Source organism: Bacteroidota bacterium (assembly GCA_039714315.1).
GTDB lineage: Bacteria > Bacteroidota > Bacteroidia > Flavobacteriales > JADGDT01 > JADGDT01.
Genome location: JBDLJM010000063.1, coordinates 1 through 17339 on the forward strand (window position 1 = coordinate 1; position 17339 = coordinate 17339).

Consider the following 17339-nt stretch of genomic DNA (forward strand, 5'->3'; position numbering starts at 1 on the left):
AAAGTTATACTTTGTTAAACAGATATTTATTTATATATTTGCACCCGCTTACGGAGAAGTGAGTGTATATTATTGAAATAAAGTAGTATTATATTATAAACGACCCGGGAGGGAAGTAAAAATTATTGAGAGATGAAAAGAACGTTCCAACCATCGAACAGAAAAAGAAGAAACAAGCACGGTTTCAGAGAAAGAATGTCTTCTGCCAGTGGTAGAAAAGTTTTAGCTAGAAGAAGAGCTAAAGGTAGAGCTAAAGCATCAGTATCGAGTGAAGGTCGTCACAAAAGATAAGATGGATTTAGGTAAAAAAATATAAAAGGTGTTGTACTTTAAGTTCAACGCCTTTTTTTATATCTGGTAAATAAATTATCCGTAAATTTCAGATTTTTAAACAATTAGACGTTAACAATTAGAATTTCCTACAAAATGCCAAGAAGAGAAGAGATAAAATCGGTTTTAATTATTGGAAGTGGTCCGATCATTATCGGGCAGGCAGCAGAATTTGATTATTCAGGTTCCCAAGCGGCACGTTCATTGCGCGAAGAAGGTATTGAAGTTACATTAATAAACTCAAATCCGGCTACAATTATGACAGATCCTGTGGTTGCAGATAATATTTATCTAAAACCACTAACGACAAAATCTATTGAGGAGATTCTTCAAAAGCACGACATTGATGCAGTACTTCCAACTATGGGGGGACAAACTGCATTGAACCTTGCTATTGAAGCCCAGGATAAAGGCATTTGGGAAGAATACGGAGTAAATATGATTGGTGTTGACATCGATGCCATCAATATCACCGAAGACCGTGAGTTGTTCCGTAAACTTATGATAGAACTTGGTGTTGGTGTAGCTCCATCCAAAATTGCCACTTCATACCTGGAAGGAAAAGAAATAGCACAGGAATTTGGATTCCCCTTAGTAATTCGTCCGTCTTTTACACTTGGTGGATCAGGAGCATCTATCGTTTACAAAGAAGAAGATTACGACGAGCTGCTTACAAGAGGTTTGGAAGCTTCGCCTATCCACGAAGTTCTTATAGACAAAGCTTTACTTGGCTGGAAAGAGTACGAATTAGAGTTATTGAGAGACAACAACGATAATGTAATTATCATTACTACTATCGAAAACATGGATCCTATGGGAATCCATACAGGTGATTCTATTACTGTTGCTCCTGCAATGACACTTTCTGATAAAACTTATCAGAGAATGCGTGATGAGGCAATAAAAATGATGCGGGGAATTGGAAACTTTGCCGGTGGATGTAACGTTCAGTTTGCAGTAAGTCCTGATGAAAAAGAAGATATTATTTCTATCGAAATTAACCCTCGTGTTTCCCGTTCATCTGCATTGGCATCGAAAGCAACAGGATATCCTATTGCAAAAATAGCTTCAAAACTGGCAATTGGCTATAATCTTGATGAACTGGATAATCAAATTACAAAATCAACATCAGCTCTGTTCGAACCAACTCTTGATTATGTAATTGTAAAAATTCCTCGTTGGAATTTCGATAAATTCGAAGGTTCTGAAAGAACTTTAGGTTTACAAATGAAATCTGTTGGAGAAGTAATGGCTATTGGTCGTTCTTTCCAGGAGGCCCTACAGAAAGCCACTCAGTCTCTTGAAATTAGCAGAAACGGACTTGGAGCCGACGGGAAAGGTTCTACCCGACAAGATGTTATTATCGAAAAACTTGAAAACCCAAGTTGGGATAGAGTTTTCGCATTATACGATGCTATTCAGGCAGGTATTTCAATAAGAAAAATACACGAAATAACAAAAATAGACACTTGGTTCCTTCGTCAGATCGAAGAGATGCACCTGCTTCAAAAAGAAGTTGGCAGTTATACTCTTGATACCGTTCCAAAGGACTTGTTATTAAAAGCAAAACAAGCAGGTTTTGCCGACAGACAAATTGGTTACCTTGTTGGAGAACTTGAAAGCAAGGTTCACATCAAGCGCGAAGAAATGGGAGTTAAACGTGTCTTCAAACTTGTTGATACATGTGCTGCAGAATTCGAAGCAGTAACACCATACTACTATTCTACTTTCGAAGAAGAATTGGAAACTATCGATGGTATCCGATATGCCGAAAACGAAAGTGTAAAAAGTGACAAGAAAAAAATAGTTGTTCTTGGTTCCGGACCAAACCGTATTGGGCAGGGTATTGAATTTGACTACTGTTGTGTGCACGGAGTTTTGGCTGCAAAAGAATCTGAATACGAAACTATCATGATTAACTGTAATCCTGAAACTGTTTCCACTGATTTTGACACAGCCGACAAATTGTATTTCGAACCTGTTTTCTGGGAGCACATCTACGACATTATAAAGCACGAACAACCGGAAGGAGTAATAGTTCAGCTCGGTGGACAAACAGCATTGAAACTTGCCGAAAAACTTGAGCGCTTTGGTATTCCAATTATCGGTACAAGTTATGAAGCATTGGATTTAGCCGAAGACAGAGGGCGTTTCTCTAGTTTATTGAGAGACTTAAAAATTCCTTATCCTCAATTCACTACAATAGAAACTGCTGAAGAAGCTGTTGAGGCTGCTAAGGATCTTGATTATCCTATCTTAGTTCGTCCATCATATGTACTTGGAGGCCAGGGAATGAAAATTGTTATTAACGAAGATGAGCTGGAGCAACATGTTGTTGAACTAAACCGCCATATTCCGGGAAATAAAATCCTTCTTGACCACTACCTCGATGGAGCAATCGAAGCCGAAGCAGATGCTATTTGCGATGGCAAAGATGTTTATATAATAGGAATAATGGAACACATTGAGCCCGCAGGAATTCACTCCGGTGATTCCAACTCAGTACTTCCTCCATTTAACCTTGGCGAATTTGTAATGCAACAAATAAAAGACCACACAAAAAATATTGCCATAGCATTAAAAACTGTTGGTCTGATCAATGTTCAGTTTGCAATAAAAGATGATATAGTTTACATCATCGAGGCAAACCCAAGAGCATCACGTACAGTTCCGTTTATAGCAAAAGCTTATGGCGAACCTTATGTAAACTACGCTACTCAGGTAATGTTAGGCGAGAAAAAAGTTAAAGATTTTAATTTCAATCCAAAATTAGATGGATTTGCGATTAAACAACCTGTTTTCTCCTTCGATAAATTCCCTAAAGTAAACAAAAACTTAGGTCCTGAAATGCGTTCAACAGGAGAAGGTATCCTATTCATCGACAATTTAAAAGATGACACTTTCTACGAAATCTATTCTCGTAGAAAAATGTACCTGAAACGATAAGTTTTATACATATTATATACAAATCACCTTCTTACATAAGAGGGTGATTTTTTTTATGCATATTTGGCGAGCATAACGTACTATCTTAATACCAACTCAAACTTTGCCCCCTTCGGCGTAGCTCAGGGTAAACTTTTAACTTTAGCTCGCTGAAATGTATTCACTGAGCATCAAGAATATAATATTATGCCAGCGAAGTAACCTCCTTAGCTCACTGGCTCTTTTATTCTTAGCCACTCATCGGCTAAGCCGAGACACAGTGTTCGCTGAATTTCATTTCGTCGGTTTGACCTTCTAACTTTAAACCTAAATTAATCCACAACAACTGTAACAATTTCTTTCAGATAACAATCTGTTAGAACAGGTGAAAAAATATTTTATCACTTTATAGGGTTTCAATCAACTATTTACAACAAATATTTCCACACCCGACAATCGCTAAGACATTGATTTACTTATCGTTAAAATCACACATATATACTATTGATTTACCAACAAAACAATAAATCAACCCGTTTCACACTAACAACAATACTTACAGTATATTTTTTTTACCATATCCTCAGTTTCACATTAAAATACATTAAACATTGTAAATACAGTTTCGCTTTCATTTTATTATAATTTAGTACATTTACATAGAATCAATTCTAACCAAACATAAACAACCAGATGTCTAAAGTTATAGGAGCCATTGTCGTTGATATTGACAAGTGCAAGGGGTGTGAACTTTGTGTTGATGCATGTCCGACGAATGTAATCGACATGACCAAAGAGGTAAATATAAAAGGCTATGCTTATGCCTTTATGTTAAACCCTGAGGCATGTACAGGATGTACGCATTGTGCCACGGTTTGTCCTGATGGAGTAATTACCGTATATAGAACTAAAAAGGCATCTGCCTAGTATTATTAAAATTTTATTAAGACATGGCAGAAGTTAAATTAATGAAAGGAAACGAGGCGTTTGCCGAAGCAGCAATACGCGTCGGTGCCGATGCATATTTCGGATATCCTATTACCCCCCAATCAGAGGTAATAGAATACCTGATGACCGAACAACCACACTTGCGCACAGGGATGGTTGTGTTACAGGCCGAAAGTGAAATTGCAGCAATAAACATGGTTTACGGTGCTGCAGGAGCCGGAAAAAAAGTGTTAACCTCATCTTCAAGTCCCGGTATCAGCCTGAAACTTGAAGGAATTTCTTATATGGCCGGAGCAGAACTGCCGGCAGTTATCTTAAACGTTGTACGTGGAGGACCGGGTCTCGGTACAATTCAACCTTCTCAGGCCGATTATTTTCAGGCTGTAAAAGGTGGCGGACATGGCGATTATAAATTATTGGTATTAGCCCCGTCATCCGTTCAGGAAATGGCCGATTTTGTTGAAGATGCTTTTGAAATGGCATTTAAATACCGTAACCCTGTAATGATTTTATCCGATGGTGTTATTGGTCAAATGATGGAAAAAGTTATTTTTAAAGAACAAAAAGACCGCTGGACAGAAGAAGAAGTAAAAAGCCTCAATGGATCATGGGCCACAACAGGCAAAACTCCTGACAGGGAACGAAACATTATTACTTCTCTCGATCTGGATTCACACCGAATGGAAGATCATAACAAACTCCTTCAGTCTAAATACAAACGTATGGAAGATGAAGAGGTTAGATTTGAAGAGATTATGTGCGATGATGCCGAATACATCATGGTAGCCTATGGTTCAAGTGCCAGAATCGCTCAAAAAACTTTAAGCTTAGCGAGAGAAAAAGGTATTAAAGTTGGACTTTTAAGACCAATTACCCTTTTCCCTTATCCTACGAAGATAATCCGGGAATACACCGATAGAGGTGTAAAAGGGTTCTTAAGTGTTGAGATGAGCGCAGGCCAGATGGTAGAAGATGTAAAACTTGCAGTAAACGGCAAAGCCAAAGTAGAGCATTATGGTCGAAATGGTGGAATTATCCCTACCCCTGCCGAAGTTTTAGAAGCATTAGAAAATCAAATTATTGAGGAGGTACAATGGACTTAAAAGATATAATAAAACCTGAAAATTTGGTTTATACAAAAACCAAAAACATGACCGACAAGGAGTTGTCTTATTGTCCCGGTTGTGGTCATGGTACGGCTCATAGAATCACAATGGAAGTTGTTGAAGAGCTTGACATCACAGAAAAAACCATCGGAGTAGCTCCGGTTGGCTGCTCTGTTTTGGCATACGAATTTATGAATATCGATATGCAACAGGCTGCACACGGTAGAGCCCCTGCCGTGGCAACAGCGCTATCAAGAGTTTTACCCGAAAAAGTAATCTTTACTTATCAGGGCGATGGCGACCTTGCTGCGATTGGTACTTCCGAAACTATTCACGCATGTAACCGTGGTGAAAATATCGTTATAATATTCGTTAATAACGGAATCTATGGTATGACAGGAGGACAAATGGCTCCCACTACCCTAATGGGTATGAAGTCGTCTACTTCGCCATACGGACGTACTTCAGAGCTAAATGGAAATCCTTTAAAAATGACCGAACTGGTTGCTCAGCTCGAAGGTACATATAATGTTTCCCGCCATGCAGTTCATACTGCAAATCACGTACGCAAAGCCAAGAAAGCAATTAAACAGGCTTTTAAAGATGCGATGGATAAAAAAGGGACTCAGTTTGTTGAAATCGTATCAAACTGTAATTCGGGATGGAAAATGACTCCGGTAAAATCTAACGAATGGATGGTCGACAATATGTTCCCGTATTATCCATTGGGGCAGATTAAGAAAAACGGTGTAATCGTAAATAATCAAAACTAGAAAATCATGACAGAAGAAATAATTATAGCTGGTTTTGGTGGACAGGGAGTTTTATCGATGGGAAAAATATTGGCATACTCCGGAATTATGCAGGATCAGGAAGTGAGCTGGATGCCGTCATACGGTCCTGAAATGCGTGGAGGTACGGCAAATGTTACCGTTATAGTAAGCGATGAGAGAATTTCATCACCAATACTTCACGAGTTTGACACTGCTATCATACTCAACCAACAGTCGTTGGATAAATTCGAGAAAGAAGTTAAACCGGGTGGTGTTCTCCTTTACGACCCTAACGGTATAGTAAATCCGCCAACCAGAACAGATATAAATATTTATACTATCGAAGGTGCCAAACTGGCTAAAAATATGGGAAATCCAAAAATTTTCAACATGATTGTTTTTGGTGCTTTCCTAAAAATAAAGCCCGTTGTAAAAGTTGAAAATGTTGTTTTGGGATTGAAAAAATCCCTAAACGTACGTTATCATCACCTAATCCCGTTAAACGAAGATGCCATAGAAATGGGGCAGAACAATGTTGAAGCAGTATTTGCCGTTCAACACTAAATGTATTTCAAAAACCTTTAGGTTCAGCATAGCTAATGCTCTATTAAAATACATTTGTAATAACACACAACAACTTTACACTAATAAAGCCACTCTTAAACATTATATTAAGAGTGGCTTTTCTATTTTGCAACTCACAAACATTGTTAAATTACTCATAAATAATAAGATAATACAAAATGAATTTGTAGATTTAAATTATTAAATAATAAATTAACTCAAAATAATCTTAGTATGAAAATTTTAAAAACACTTGCATTGACTTTGCTTATTGGCTTTAGCCAGACAATTTCTGCACAAACTGCTGATGAAATAATCGACAACTACTGGGAAACGGTAGGCGGTAAAGAAAACTGGGCCAAGGTTGAAGGTACATTAACTAAAGCCAAAACCATGGGACAGGGAATGGAAATACCCCTGGAGATCATTTCGATGAAAGACGGAAAAACTATGGTTACTTTTACATTTCAGGGAAAAGAAGTGAAATCTCAGGTATTCGACGGTGAAGTTCTTTGGGGGCATAACATGATGACCATGGAAGCCGAAAAACAAAATGAAGAGCAAACTAAAATTATGAAGGATGAAACCTTAGATTTTCCAAATGCCTTTATCGACTATAAAAGTAAAGGTTACAAAGTTGAATTGATAGGCAAAGAAACTGTTGAAGGTACAAGTTGTTTCAAAATAAAAATCACAAAAAAACCGGTAATAATCGATGGTAAAGAAGTAGAAAATGCAAGCTTCTATTATTTCGACGATGAAAACTTTGTACCAATTGTTGTAGAAAAAGAAATTCTTACGGGGCAGATGAAAGGCCAGTCTTTCCAAACCGTACTTAGCGACTATCAGGAAGTAGAAGGATTATACTTTCCTTACTCTTCAACCCAAAAACTTAAAGGAACTCCTCAGGGCCAGACTATAACAATCGAATCTATAGAATTAAATCCAAAAGTGGAAGCTTCATTATTTGCTTTCCCCAAAAAAGAAGCAGCGTCAACAGGTACTGCTAAGCCATAATTTAGATGAAGAAGTTAACCGGGATTATTGTTTCAGTAATACTACTTCAAACAATATCATTTTCTCAGGAAAAAGAAATTTCACTAAACGGCGAAGAGCTGTTTGGTGGAATTACTGCACGCCAAATAGGTCCGGCTCTAATGAGTGGACGTATTACCGATATCGAAGGACATCCCAACGATAATAGAATAATCTACGCAGGTACAGCCGGCGGAGGTGTTTGGAAATCGAATGACGGTGGAGCTACTTTTAACTCTATTTTCGATGATTATGTACAATCTATTGGAACTGTAAAAGTGGATCCGGGCCAACCCGATAAAGTTATCTGGGTTGGTACAGGCGAAACATGGACAAGAAACAGTGTTTCTGTTGGTAACGGACTTTACAAAACAGAAGACGGTGGTAGAACATGGAATAAATACGGTTTCGAAAACTCCGACAGAATTAGCGACATACAGATAAACCCAAAAAACTCAAACGAAGTGTATGTTGGAGTACTGGGAGCTCTATGGGGCGATTCTGACGAAAGAGGAGTTTACAAAACTACCGATGGAGGTAAAACATGGGATAAAATCCTTTATGTAAATGAAAAAACGGGATGTTCCGATTTAATAATGGATCCGAATAATCCGGATATTTTATATGCCTCATTTTGGGAATTTCGAAGAACAGCATGGTCTTTCGAATCGGGAGGAACAAACAGTGCACTGTATAAGTCGGTTGACGCGGGAAAAACATGGAATAAAATACACAATGGCTTTCCGGGGGGTAAACTTGGCAGAATAGGATTTGCCCTGGCTCCCTCGAACAGCAATATTCTTTATTCGATTGTAGAATCAAAAGAAGGCAAAGGTCTTTACAGATCGGATGACGGCGGTAAAAACTGGAAACATCTGAACGACGACTTTGAATTAACCGTAAGACCCTTCTATTTTTCAAGAATAGTTATTGACCCTAAAAACCCGGATGTTATACTAAAAGGAGGCTTAATGGGCTCCATTTCAAAAGACGGTGGAAAAACATTTAAATCTATAGGAGGAATGCATGCCGATATCCACGATTATTGGTTCGACATAAACGATTCCGACAGATTTTATGCCGCAACCGACGGTGGTTTCTACAGAACCTGGAGCAAGGGCAACACTATGGAAATTGCAGAAAACATCCCTGTTTCGCAGTTTTACCACATAAGTGTCGATAATGCGGAACCTTATAATATTTACGGTGGCTTACAGGATAACGGATCGTGGTATGGTCCTTCTTCCAGCCCGGGAGGTATTGAGGCCCGCGACTGGAATAGAATTGGATATGGTGACGGATTTAGAGTTTACCGACATCCGGAAAAAGGAATCATCTACTCCGAAATGCAGGGAGCCGATAATATATGGCGATATGATATAAAAAAGGATCAAATAACACAGATTAAACCTTACCCTGCAAAAGGTGATCCAAAATTGCGTTTCAACTGGAACGCTCCAATGGCATTGAGTAAAAACAATCCTGACAGAATTTATACTGCAGCCCAGTTTCTTTATAAATCAGACGATATGGGTGATACCTGGACTAAAATCTCGCCGGATTTAACAACTAATGATAAAAACAAACAGATGCAGGAAGAGTCCGGAGGAATATCAAAAGATAATTCCGGAGCCGAAAATCACTGCACAATATTTACTATAGCCGAATCCGGTCTGGATGAGAATGTTATTTGGGCAGGAACCGACGACGGAAATGTACAGGTGAGTAAAAACGGTGGTAAAAGTTGGGATAACGTAATTAAAAACATCCCCGATTTACCTGCAAATACATGGTGTTACCATATCGAAGCATCCCATTTCGACAAAGCATCGGCTTATGCTGTTTTCGACGGTCATACAACAAACAACAAAAATACTTATGTGTATAAAACTACCGATTACGGTAACACGTGGAAATCGATAGTTACCAACGAAATTGATGGTTTTGCAAGAAATATACAGGAAGATAGTAAAAACGAAAACCTGTTATTCCTCGGAACTGAATTTGGTTTATATATTACCGTAAACGGAGGTGAAAACTGGTCGAAGTTCACTAACAACATGCCTTCGGTTGCTGTTCATCATATCGCTCTTCAGGAGAAAACCAACGACATAGTTATGGGAACTCATGGTAGAGGGATTATAATAATCGACGACATTAGTCCTTTAAGAGAGATAAGCCAGGATGTCTTGTCCGAAAATGTTCATTTCTTTACTCCCAAACCTGCTATAATGAAAGATAAAAGTTCTTTTGGCGGGGGAAGTACCGAAACACAGTTTGTAGGACCAAATGCCAACAGCCAGGCTAAGTTTGTATACTACCTGAAAAAACGACACACTTTCGGTAAGATGAAAATGGAAGTACAAAACCAAAATGGTGAAAAAATAATTGATTTAGCCCCAAGTAAACAAAAAGGCATCAACATGGTTTACTGGAATTATTCTATTAAAATTCCAAAAGTGGCAAAAGGAAAAACTTTCTCATTTGGCGGAATGATGTCCCCAAGAGTCGAAGCCGGCAAATACAAGCTGGTTATGACTAAGGGAAAGAACTCTTACGAACAGGATTTTGAGGTTAAATACGACCCTAAATCTTCGATAAGTGCAGAGGACAGAAGTAAACAGCACGAAGTAAGCATGAAACTCTACGACAAAACCCAAGAGTTGGCTTATATGGTTTATGAAATCGATGCTGTATTAGATAATTACGACAACTACATAAAAGAAGGTAAACTTAACAAAGATAAGTTCTCAAAAATGCTTGAGGAACTTACAACTCTTAAGGAATCGCTTGTAATTACAACGGGCGACAACTATGTAGGATCATCAGAACCTCAGCTTAGAGAAAAACTGGGAGATATTTACAGTACAATTACTTCTAACTACTCTGCTCCTACCTATACTCAGATGCAAAATGTGGATATGGTATTAAACAGGTATTACGAAGCTGAAAAAGACCTGGATAAAATAAAAGAGAAGAGAATTGAAAAATACTACAAATATCTCGACAAAAACTCTTTGGAAAAACCACAGATAAAAAGTTATGACAACTTTCTAAAACAGAGTTAGTAATTTAGTAACATAACTAGTCCTGATAAAACACTCCTGCCTCACAGCGGGAGTGTTTTTTTGTACCAAATAACAAATAGCCTTCAATAATATTTTACTTACTCTTTTCCTCTCAACAAACATATATCCACCTTATTTACTGTAAATCAGTTAATTATATCTCATTTTCATATATAAATATCACTTTATTACAATAAAAAGTTATAAATTTATATAAGAATTTACCTACACTGGTTATTTATGGGTTAACACCCATTTATAGCCAATGCATGTTTATTGAAAAAAAAATTACAGATATATAGTTGGGAATATGCCGAAAAGCCAACTGAATTTTGAAGTAGGTATAATAAAATTAATTCAAAAATGCATTTAGAAACTTTCATTCAAAACTTGTCACAAACTTTTGGCAATATCTTACCCGGTGTTTTGGGAGCGATACTAATACTGATTTTAGGAGTTATTTTTGCCAAAATACTAAAAAAGTTTTTAGCTAAATTACTAAGTAAAACCGGAATGGATAAGCTCATAAAGGACGGCTCCTTCGTACCTTCAAAATTCCTCTCCAAATTAGTTTACTTTTTTGTTATTATCCTTGTATTTATTCTGACTCTTGAGCATCTTGGCATCAGTCAGGTATTAGCTCCGTTGAGAGAAATGCTTAATGAATTCTTCGGTGTAATACCTAATTTAATTGCTGTAGGTATTATTGTTTACGTGGGTTATATATTAGCTAAAATAGTTTCGGAACTGGTAGAGTTAAGCGGAAATACTATCAGATCTTATATTCCTAAGCTAAATATACCTGATGGTATTGACTTAGTAGTTGTTTTAAAGAAAATAGTATTCATATTTATTTTCATACCTATACTTATTATTGCATTCGAAAAATTAAATATTACGGCTATATCTGATCCTGCCACTGATATGCTTGGTAAATTTATCGGCGCAATACCAAAAATAATTTTAGCAACACTTATACTTATAGTAACAGTTATAGGAGGAAAGCTACTAGTGTCGCTACTTCAAAGCTTGCTGGAAAGTTTAAACCTCAATGAAATTGCCGCAAAAATGAATCTGGATTCCGTTCTTGGCAAATCTAATCTTGTAAAGGTAATAAGCAATATTGCATATGCATTTATTATTATAATGGGATTAATGACAGCAGTGGAACAGCTGGAGTTTACACGGCTGTCTAAAACCATTAACATTGTTCTAAACTATGCCGGGAACATAATATTTGGATTAACTATTCTGGCAATTGGAAGCTGGATAGCAAACATTGCGTATAACAACTATACGAAGAAAGATACCGATAAGTTTGTAGGAACAATTATTCGGGTTGCTATAATGTCGGTATTCCTTGCTATTGGTTTAAATGCAATGGGTATTGCAGAAGATATTATAAACCTTGCATTCGGAATATCACTTGGTACTGTGGCATTGACTATAGTACTCTCATTCGGATTAGGAGGAAGAGAAGCCGGTGGAAAATTTATGGACAGGATATTAGATAAGTTTAAATAATACATAGTTGATAAAAAATGAATATTAGCACCCTCAATGAAAATTGAGGGTGTTTTTCTACCTTAATATACACCCGCATAAACAGACAATAATAACCAGGAACACTTCGCCTATCAACTGTTTTTTATTAATAATTATCCCTTAAACACATACCCGTATTAAATACCATAGATTTAGATACAGATTTTAAGGAATGAAATTCTGTATTAAACTTCATAAATAACAAATATATTCTTATAGCTATTTCTAGGGAGAGCCGAAAACATACATACCTGAACTTTAACAAGTTATAGACTTATTGAACGAAGTAATTCGTAGAAATCGAATAACTTTGAATTAACAATGATAATTTTATACGACATGAAGAAAACAATATTAGGCTTAGGTTTTATATCACTGTTTTTGATATTTTCTTTTCAGAATAATTCAAAGACAGATGATAGTAATTTAATAGCTCTTGAAAAAGCGAAACTGACAGGTGATGAAACTATAACTACACCATATGATGAAGTAAAAATCGAACACAACTTCATTACTGATGGTTAGCAGGACATTTATTATCAGGCGAGTATACAGCAAATTGAAAAGATATTACTATACGGTGAAATCCCTGTAAACTGCTATATAATACAGCGCAATAAAGAATGGAGCTATGATGATATAAATTTATAAATATTCCTAAAACAGTAAGTTATGATAATACATCATTTAAGAAGTGCGACTTTTGTAATTGAGAAAGACAATGATTTTATTTTAATCGATCCAATGTTAGGGAAAAAAGGTTCAATACCTCCTTTTGCATTTTTCCGCCATAAAATAAGACGCAATCCTTACGTAGAGTTGCCTGCCAACAGTACAGAGATACTTAATAAAGTAACACATGCGTTAATTACTCATTTACATCCTGATCATTTAGACGATGCAGGGTATAAGTTTCTGAAAGAAAAAAACATCCCCGTAATTTGCAGTAAACTTGATGAAAAGAAGCTGCTAAAGAAAGGCTTAAATATTACCCAAAAATTGAACTATTGGGAACCTCAGGAATTTTTAGGTGGAAAAATAACAGGGACACCGGCTGTTCACGGTTATGGTTTTATTGCAAAATTAATGGGAAATGTAATGGGCTTTAATATTCAGTTCAAAGATAATTCAAGTATTTTTATAAGCTCTGATACTATTTACACAAAGGATATGGACAAAGTTTTTAAAGATTTAAATCCAAAATTGTCAGTACTTGCAGCAGGGTCGGCTCAGTTCGATTTTGGCGGACCATTATTGATGAAACCGGATGATCTCATCAAGTTTATAAAAAACTTTCCAAATAAAGTTTATGCCAATCATATGGATGCCGTAAATCATTGTCCAACAACGAGAATTAAATTGAAAGAATTACTGGAAAAACATGGATTAACTGATAAAGCATTTATCCCTAATGATGGAGAATCTTTTGAATTTATTAGCGTTTAAAGCCGGCTCCCAACAAGGGATCATACGTAATTGGGCAGTTTAGTGCAAAGCTGAAAGTTCTGCATTTAAACAAAATCCACACCGCAAAATTTATTGTTTTTCGCATACAAATTAAATAATAAATTTTGCGGTGCTTGTGCTAACATGGTAGTTTCCTTCTTCGAAAATGCCCAAACTACGAGCCAAGAACGTTGTGCTCAATTCCCCATCACATCACAGAAACCTAAGATTAATTTCTCGAGCTAACGGATAAATTTTGAGGTGAATTAAAATTTAATAAATTTACAGTAAGTCATAATTAAAAAACAACAAATAACCAGATTCGAATATTAGAGGATATAGAAAATATGAAAGCTGTTACTTGTACTAAATACGGGCCGCCAGAAGTTCTTCAGCTCAAAGAATTGGAAAAACCTATTCCGAAGGACAATGAAATACTGATAAGAATATTTACGGTAGCTGTAGCAACAGAGGATCCTTTACAACGAAAGGGTAAACCGTATTTTACAAGAGTTATTATTGGTTTTACAAAACCAAAAAAGTCAATACTTGGAACTGAATTTGCCGGAGAGATTGAAGCAGTGGGCAAAGATGTAAAGCAATTTAAAATAGGTGACCGGATTTTCGGATCTACCGGTTCAAATTTTGGGTGTTATGCCGAGTATGTCTGTATTTCTGAAGCGGGTCTTTTGTCAATAAAACCCCCTAATATAACCAATGAGGAAGCTACCCCTGTCTGTTCGGCATTAACAGCATGGAATTTCCTTAAAGTAAAAGCAAATATTCGGAGTGGACAAAAAATTCTCATTAATGGTGCTTCAGGAAGTGTAGGTTCAGCTGCAGTACAGATTGCCAAAGTGTTTGGGATGGAAGTTACAGGGGTATGCAGTACCGCTAATTTGGAAATGGTAAAATCATTGGGAGCTGATAGAGTAATTGATTACACTAATGAAGATTTTATTAAAAACGGCCTGACATACGATGTTATTTTTGATGTGGCAGGTAAGAGTTCATTTTCAAAATGTAAAAACTCACTTAAACAAAGAGGAATCTACCTTAATCCTGTTCTTACACTTTCAATACTTTTTCAAATGTTTTGGACTACTATGTTCAACAGTAAGAAAGTAAAGTTTTCGGCTACAGGACTCCGACCACTTCCGGAGCGCCTGGCCAACCTCAAAGATCTTATTAAACTTTTTGAGACAGGAAAGCTAAAAACATTCATAGATAAAAGCTATAAATTAGAACAAATTGTAGAAGCTCACAGATACGTAGAAAGCGGACACAAAAGAGGAAATGTAGTGATAAATGTAGTTTGAAAATTAATAGAATAACGAACATCAAAACCACATAAGATGGGATTTGGAGGACATGTGATGGATATGATTACACGGATGAAACAAAATCGTGAGCTCAGGCCATCTGTCAAACTAAAATCAAGAAGAGAGAAATTATATAACGATTTTAACTCTGGTATAATTAAAAAAAATGACCAATTTAACTTTAAAACACTAACGGGTAAAGAACTTGACGAGGCAATAATAAGAGTTCGAAATCGTGCTAAAAAAGATAAAATAAAGGAAATAATCTTCACAATTTTAGCATCTCTTTTAGTATTTACTTTATTATTTATTCTAATAATTTAAAACCTACGTTCAACATGCGGTCATAAAGCATGTGCTTGTTTTTTTTAGCTAACATATAAATTTGTGCAAAAACAAAATATACAAAGCCAAAATTTCTTATTATATACTCTAATAATATTTACTCCCTAAAAAATTCTTTAAATGAAAAAGAAACTATTAAAATTATTGAAAGTAATATTTGGTCTTTACATTGTTCTGTGTGTTCTCCTATACTCTTTTCAGGAGAAATTAATTTTCTTCCCTCAAAAACTGGAAAAAAATTATCAATTCAATTTTGATCAGGAATTTGAAGAGCTAAATATTAAAGCAAGCGACGGAAAATTACTGAATGGCCTGTTATTTAAAGCTGATAGTACCAAAGGTTTGATTTTTTATTTACACGGAAATGCAGGCTCTTTAAGTTCGTGGGGAAATGTTGCTAATACTTATACCGACTTAAACTATGATATATTTATTCCAGACTATAGAGGTTATGGTAAAAGTGAAGGGAAAATAAGCGGACAGGAACAATTATTTAATGATAACCAAACCCTTTATAACGAATTAAAGAAAAGATACAAAGAAGAGAATATTATCATTTTAGGATACTCTATCGGAACCGGACCAGCCTCGAAACTGGCTTCTGAAAATAATGCTAAACAATTAATTTTACAGGCACCATACTATAACTTAACCGATATGATGCGTCGTAGATTTTCTTTTATTCCAACATTTATTCTAAAATACAAATTTGCTACGAATGAATATTTGAAAAATTGTAAAACTCCGGTCTCAATTTTTCACGGAAATCAGGACAGAGTAATTTATTACGGTTCTTCATTGAAACTAAAAGAAGAATTTAAAACAAAAATAAACTTAATAATCTTAGACGGTCAGGGGCATAATGGAATGACCGAAAATATAAATTATAAAACAGAATTGAAAAATATATTAACGGAATAAAAAAACGAAAACTCAAAAATGCTGTTCAAAAAAAATATTAGAGTTTAAAAATGATCAAACAGCTAAATCTATTGGCGACGTAGAGTTCGTTGATAAGCCTCTCATTTCGCCGATATCCAATCGAGAGTGCTCATATTATTATGTTCACACAGAGCAATTAACCATACAACGAGTTATATGCCCGTAAAATCAAAAAAATGATTAACTTGAATTGGTTTAATTGATCATAAAAAGAAAAAAATGAAAAAAGCTACTATATATTTTTCGCTAATAGCAATTACTATTTTATCCCTAAGTGCATGTAAAAACATCAGTGATAAAAAAAATGAAGCACAAAAGAATGAGACTCCAATATTAACAGAAAACTTTGACTGGTTATTAGGTAAGTGGCAAAGGACTAATGAAGAAGAAGGAAAAGAAACCTTCGAAAACTGGGATAAAAAAAGTGAGATAGAATATAACGGGATTGGATTTACCATTCAAAACAACGACACAGTAAAACAAGAGAAAATAAAGATCATAAGAAAGGGTGAAAAATGGAATTTAGAAGTAATTTCTCCGGGTGAAACCGATTGGACAAAATTCGAAATAACCAGTCTGGAAAAGGATAAATTCACTTGTGAAAACCCCGAATTAGAATTCCCTAATAAAATTAAATATTGGAAAGAAGGAAATAAAATTAAGGCCAGTGTATCAGGAAAAGACTTGGAAATTCCATTTGAATTTAAAAAAGTTAAACCCTGATATTTTAAACTTACACACTTTAGTGGATAGTGTCTTAAAAAACCCTGTTTTCTTTCTCTGCCTTTTTATCCAGATAAGTACCAAGTCCTGCCCCTATGGCCAATCCAATTCCAATTCCCATACCAATATTTCCCATAGAAGAACCTACTGCTACGCCAAACACCAATCCTATACCGGGCATAAGCGTCATATTAGCTCCTTTTCTCTGTACCTTAAATTCGCGTTTGATATACTGGAAAAATGACTCTAGTTTTTGCAGGTATTTTT

General features: G+C 35.8%; 16 protein-coding genes. 15 read left to right on the forward strand and 1 reads right to left on the reverse strand.

The window, feature by feature from the left end; genetic code table 11:
• Window positions 1–132 precede the first annotated feature (132 nt).
• From rpmH to ABFR62_07915, 15 genes are all read left to right on the forward strand, one after another.
• A complete protein-coding gene (gene rpmH / locus ABFR62_07845; protein ID MEN8138329.1) occupies window positions 133–291 on the forward strand; it encodes a 50S ribosomal protein L34 in 159 nt (52 codons plus the stop codon).
• A gap of 135 nt (window positions 292–426) precedes the next feature.
• A complete protein-coding gene (gene carB / locus ABFR62_07850) occupies window positions 427–3276 on the forward strand; it encodes a carbamoyl-phosphate synthase large subunit (protein ID MEN8138330.1) in 2850 nt (949 codons plus the stop codon).
• A gap of 672 nt (window positions 3277–3948) precedes the next feature.
• Window positions 3949–4182, forward strand: a complete 234-nt coding sequence (locus ABFR62_07855) for a 4Fe-4S binding protein (protein ID MEN8138331.1) — start codon at window positions 3949–3951, stop codon at window positions 4180–4182.
• Window positions 4183–4205: 23 nt separating this feature from the next.
• The gene (locus ABFR62_07860; GenBank protein MEN8138332.1) at window positions 4206–5306 is read left to right on the forward strand and encodes a 3-methyl-2-oxobutanoate dehydrogenase subunit VorB; all 1101 of its coding nucleotides are present in this window, start codon (window positions 4206–4208) and stop codon (window positions 5304–5306) included.
• A complete protein-coding gene (locus tag ABFR62_07865) occupies window positions 5297–6082 on the forward strand; it encodes a thiamine pyrophosphate-dependent enzyme (GenBank protein ID MEN8138333.1) in 786 nt (261 codons plus the stop codon). The genes ABFR62_07860 and ABFR62_07865 overlap by 10 nt, the downstream gene beginning before the upstream one ends.
• A 6-nt stretch (window positions 6083–6088) precedes the next feature.
• The gene (locus ABFR62_07870) at window positions 6089–6646 is read left to right on the forward strand and encodes a 2-oxoacid:acceptor oxidoreductase family protein (GenBank protein MEN8138334.1); all 558 of its coding nucleotides are present in this window, start codon (window positions 6089–6091) and stop codon (window positions 6644–6646) included.
• Between the two features lie 234 nt (window positions 6647–6880).
• Complete coding sequence (locus tag ABFR62_07875) at window positions 6881–7663, forward strand: outer membrane lipoprotein-sorting protein (GenBank protein MEN8138335.1); 783 nt, start codon at window positions 6881–6883, stop codon at window positions 7661–7663.
• A 5-nt stretch (window positions 7664–7668) separates the two neighbouring features.
• Window positions 7669–10749 carry a hypothetical protein gene (locus ABFR62_07880; protein MEN8138336.1) on the forward strand — a complete coding sequence of 1027 codons (3081 nt, stop codon included), beginning with the start codon at window positions 7669–7671 and terminating at the stop codon, window positions 10747–10749.
• A gap of 363 nt (window positions 10750–11112) precedes the next feature.
• Window positions 11113–12273 carry a mechanosensitive ion channel gene (locus ABFR62_07885; protein ID MEN8138337.1) on the forward strand — a complete coding sequence of 387 codons (1161 nt, stop codon included), beginning with the start codon at window positions 11113–11115 and terminating at the stop codon, window positions 12271–12273.
• A 360-nt stretch (window positions 12274–12633) separates the two neighbouring features.
• Window positions 12634–12819 (forward strand): hypothetical protein, encoded by a 186-nt coding sequence (locus ABFR62_07890; protein MEN8138338.1) that lies wholly within the window; start codon window positions 12634–12636, stop codon window positions 12817–12819.
• Window positions 12820–12966: 147 nt separating this feature from the next.
• Window positions 12967–13740 carry an MBL fold metallo-hydrolase gene (locus ABFR62_07895; GenBank protein ID MEN8138339.1) on the forward strand — a complete coding sequence of 258 codons (774 nt, stop codon included), beginning with the start codon at window positions 12967–12969 and terminating at the stop codon, window positions 13738–13740.
• Between the two features lie 347 nt (window positions 13741–14087).
• On the forward strand, window positions 14088–15059 hold the full coding sequence (locus tag ABFR62_07900) for an NAD(P)-dependent alcohol dehydrogenase (protein MEN8138340.1): 972 nt from the start codon (window positions 14088–14090) through the stop codon (window positions 15057–15059).
• Window positions 15060–15095: 36 nt separating this feature from the next.
• On the forward strand, window positions 15096–15386 hold the full coding sequence (locus tag ABFR62_07905; GenBank protein MEN8138341.1) for a hypothetical protein: 291 nt from the start codon (window positions 15096–15098) through the stop codon (window positions 15384–15386).
• Window positions 15387–15527: 141 nt separating this feature from the next.
• The gene (locus ABFR62_07910) at window positions 15528–16328 is read left to right on the forward strand and encodes an alpha/beta fold hydrolase (GenBank protein ID MEN8138342.1); all 801 of its coding nucleotides are present in this window, start codon (window positions 15528–15530) and stop codon (window positions 16326–16328) included.
• A 240-nt stretch (window positions 16329–16568) separates the two neighbouring features.
• On the forward strand, window positions 16569–17072 hold the full coding sequence (locus tag ABFR62_07915) for a DUF6265 family protein (protein MEN8138343.1): 504 nt from the start codon (window positions 16569–16571) through the stop codon (window positions 17070–17072).
• 34 nt (window positions 17073–17106) lie between these two features.
• Here the strand turns inward: ABFR62_07915 and ABFR62_07920 are convergent.
• On the reverse strand, window positions 17107–17339 hold a 233-nt coding region (locus tag ABFR62_07920; protein MEN8138344.1), incomplete at its 5' end, for a hypothetical protein.

What these genes read in the sequence shown, in the direction of transcription:
- ABFR62_07875 (MEN8138335.1), top strand. Translation starts at nt 6,881, where the DNA reads ATGAAAATTTTAAAAACACTTGCATTGACTTTGCTTATTGGCTTTAGC.
- ABFR62_07870 (MEN8138334.1), top strand. Translation starts at nt 6,089, where the DNA reads ATGACAGAAGAAATAATTATAGCTGGTTTTGGTGGACAGGGAGTTTTA.
- ABFR62_07865 (MEN8138333.1), top strand. Translation starts at nt 5,297, where the DNA reads ATGGACTTAAAAGATATAATAAAACCTGAAAATTTGGTTTATACAAAA.
- ABFR62_07880 (MEN8138336.1), top strand. Translation starts at nt 7,669, where the DNA reads ATGAAGAAGTTAACCGGGATTATTGTTTCAGTAATACTACTTCAAACA.
- rpmH (MEN8138329.1), top strand. Translation starts at nt 133, where the DNA reads ATGAAAAGAACGTTCCAACCATCGAACAGAAAAAGAAGAAACAAGCAC.
- ABFR62_07885 (MEN8138337.1), top strand. Translation starts at nt 11,113, where the DNA reads ATGCATTTAGAAACTTTCATTCAAAACTTGTCACAAACTTTTGGCAAT.
- carB (MEN8138330.1), top strand. Translation starts at nt 427, where the DNA reads ATGCCAAGAAGAGAAGAGATAAAATCGGTTTTAATTATTGGAAGTGGT.
- ABFR62_07895 (MEN8138339.1), top strand. Translation starts at nt 12,967, where the DNA reads ATGATAATACATCATTTAAGAAGTGCGACTTTTGTAATTGAGAAAGAC.
- ABFR62_07900 (MEN8138340.1), top strand. Translation starts at nt 14,088, where the DNA reads ATGAAAGCTGTTACTTGTACTAAATACGGGCCGCCAGAAGTTCTTCAG.
- ABFR62_07910 (MEN8138342.1), top strand. Translation starts at nt 15,528, where the DNA reads ATGAAAAAGAAACTATTAAAATTATTGAAAGTAATATTTGGTCTTTAC.
- ABFR62_07890 (MEN8138338.1), top strand. Translation starts at nt 12,634, where the DNA reads ATGAAGAAAACAATATTAGGCTTAGGTTTTATATCACTGTTTTTGATA.
- ABFR62_07905 (MEN8138341.1), top strand. Translation starts at nt 15,096, where the DNA reads ATGGGATTTGGAGGACATGTGATGGATATGATTACACGGATGAAACAA.
- ABFR62_07855 (MEN8138331.1), top strand. Translation starts at nt 3,949, where the DNA reads ATGTCTAAAGTTATAGGAGCCATTGTCGTTGATATTGACAAGTGCAAG.
- ABFR62_07915 (MEN8138343.1), top strand. Translation starts at nt 16,569, where the DNA reads ATGAAAAAAGCTACTATATATTTTTCGCTAATAGCAATTACTATTTTA.
- ABFR62_07860 (MEN8138332.1), top strand. Translation starts at nt 4,206, where the DNA reads ATGGCAGAAGTTAAATTAATGAAAGGAAACGAGGCGTTTGCCGAAGCA.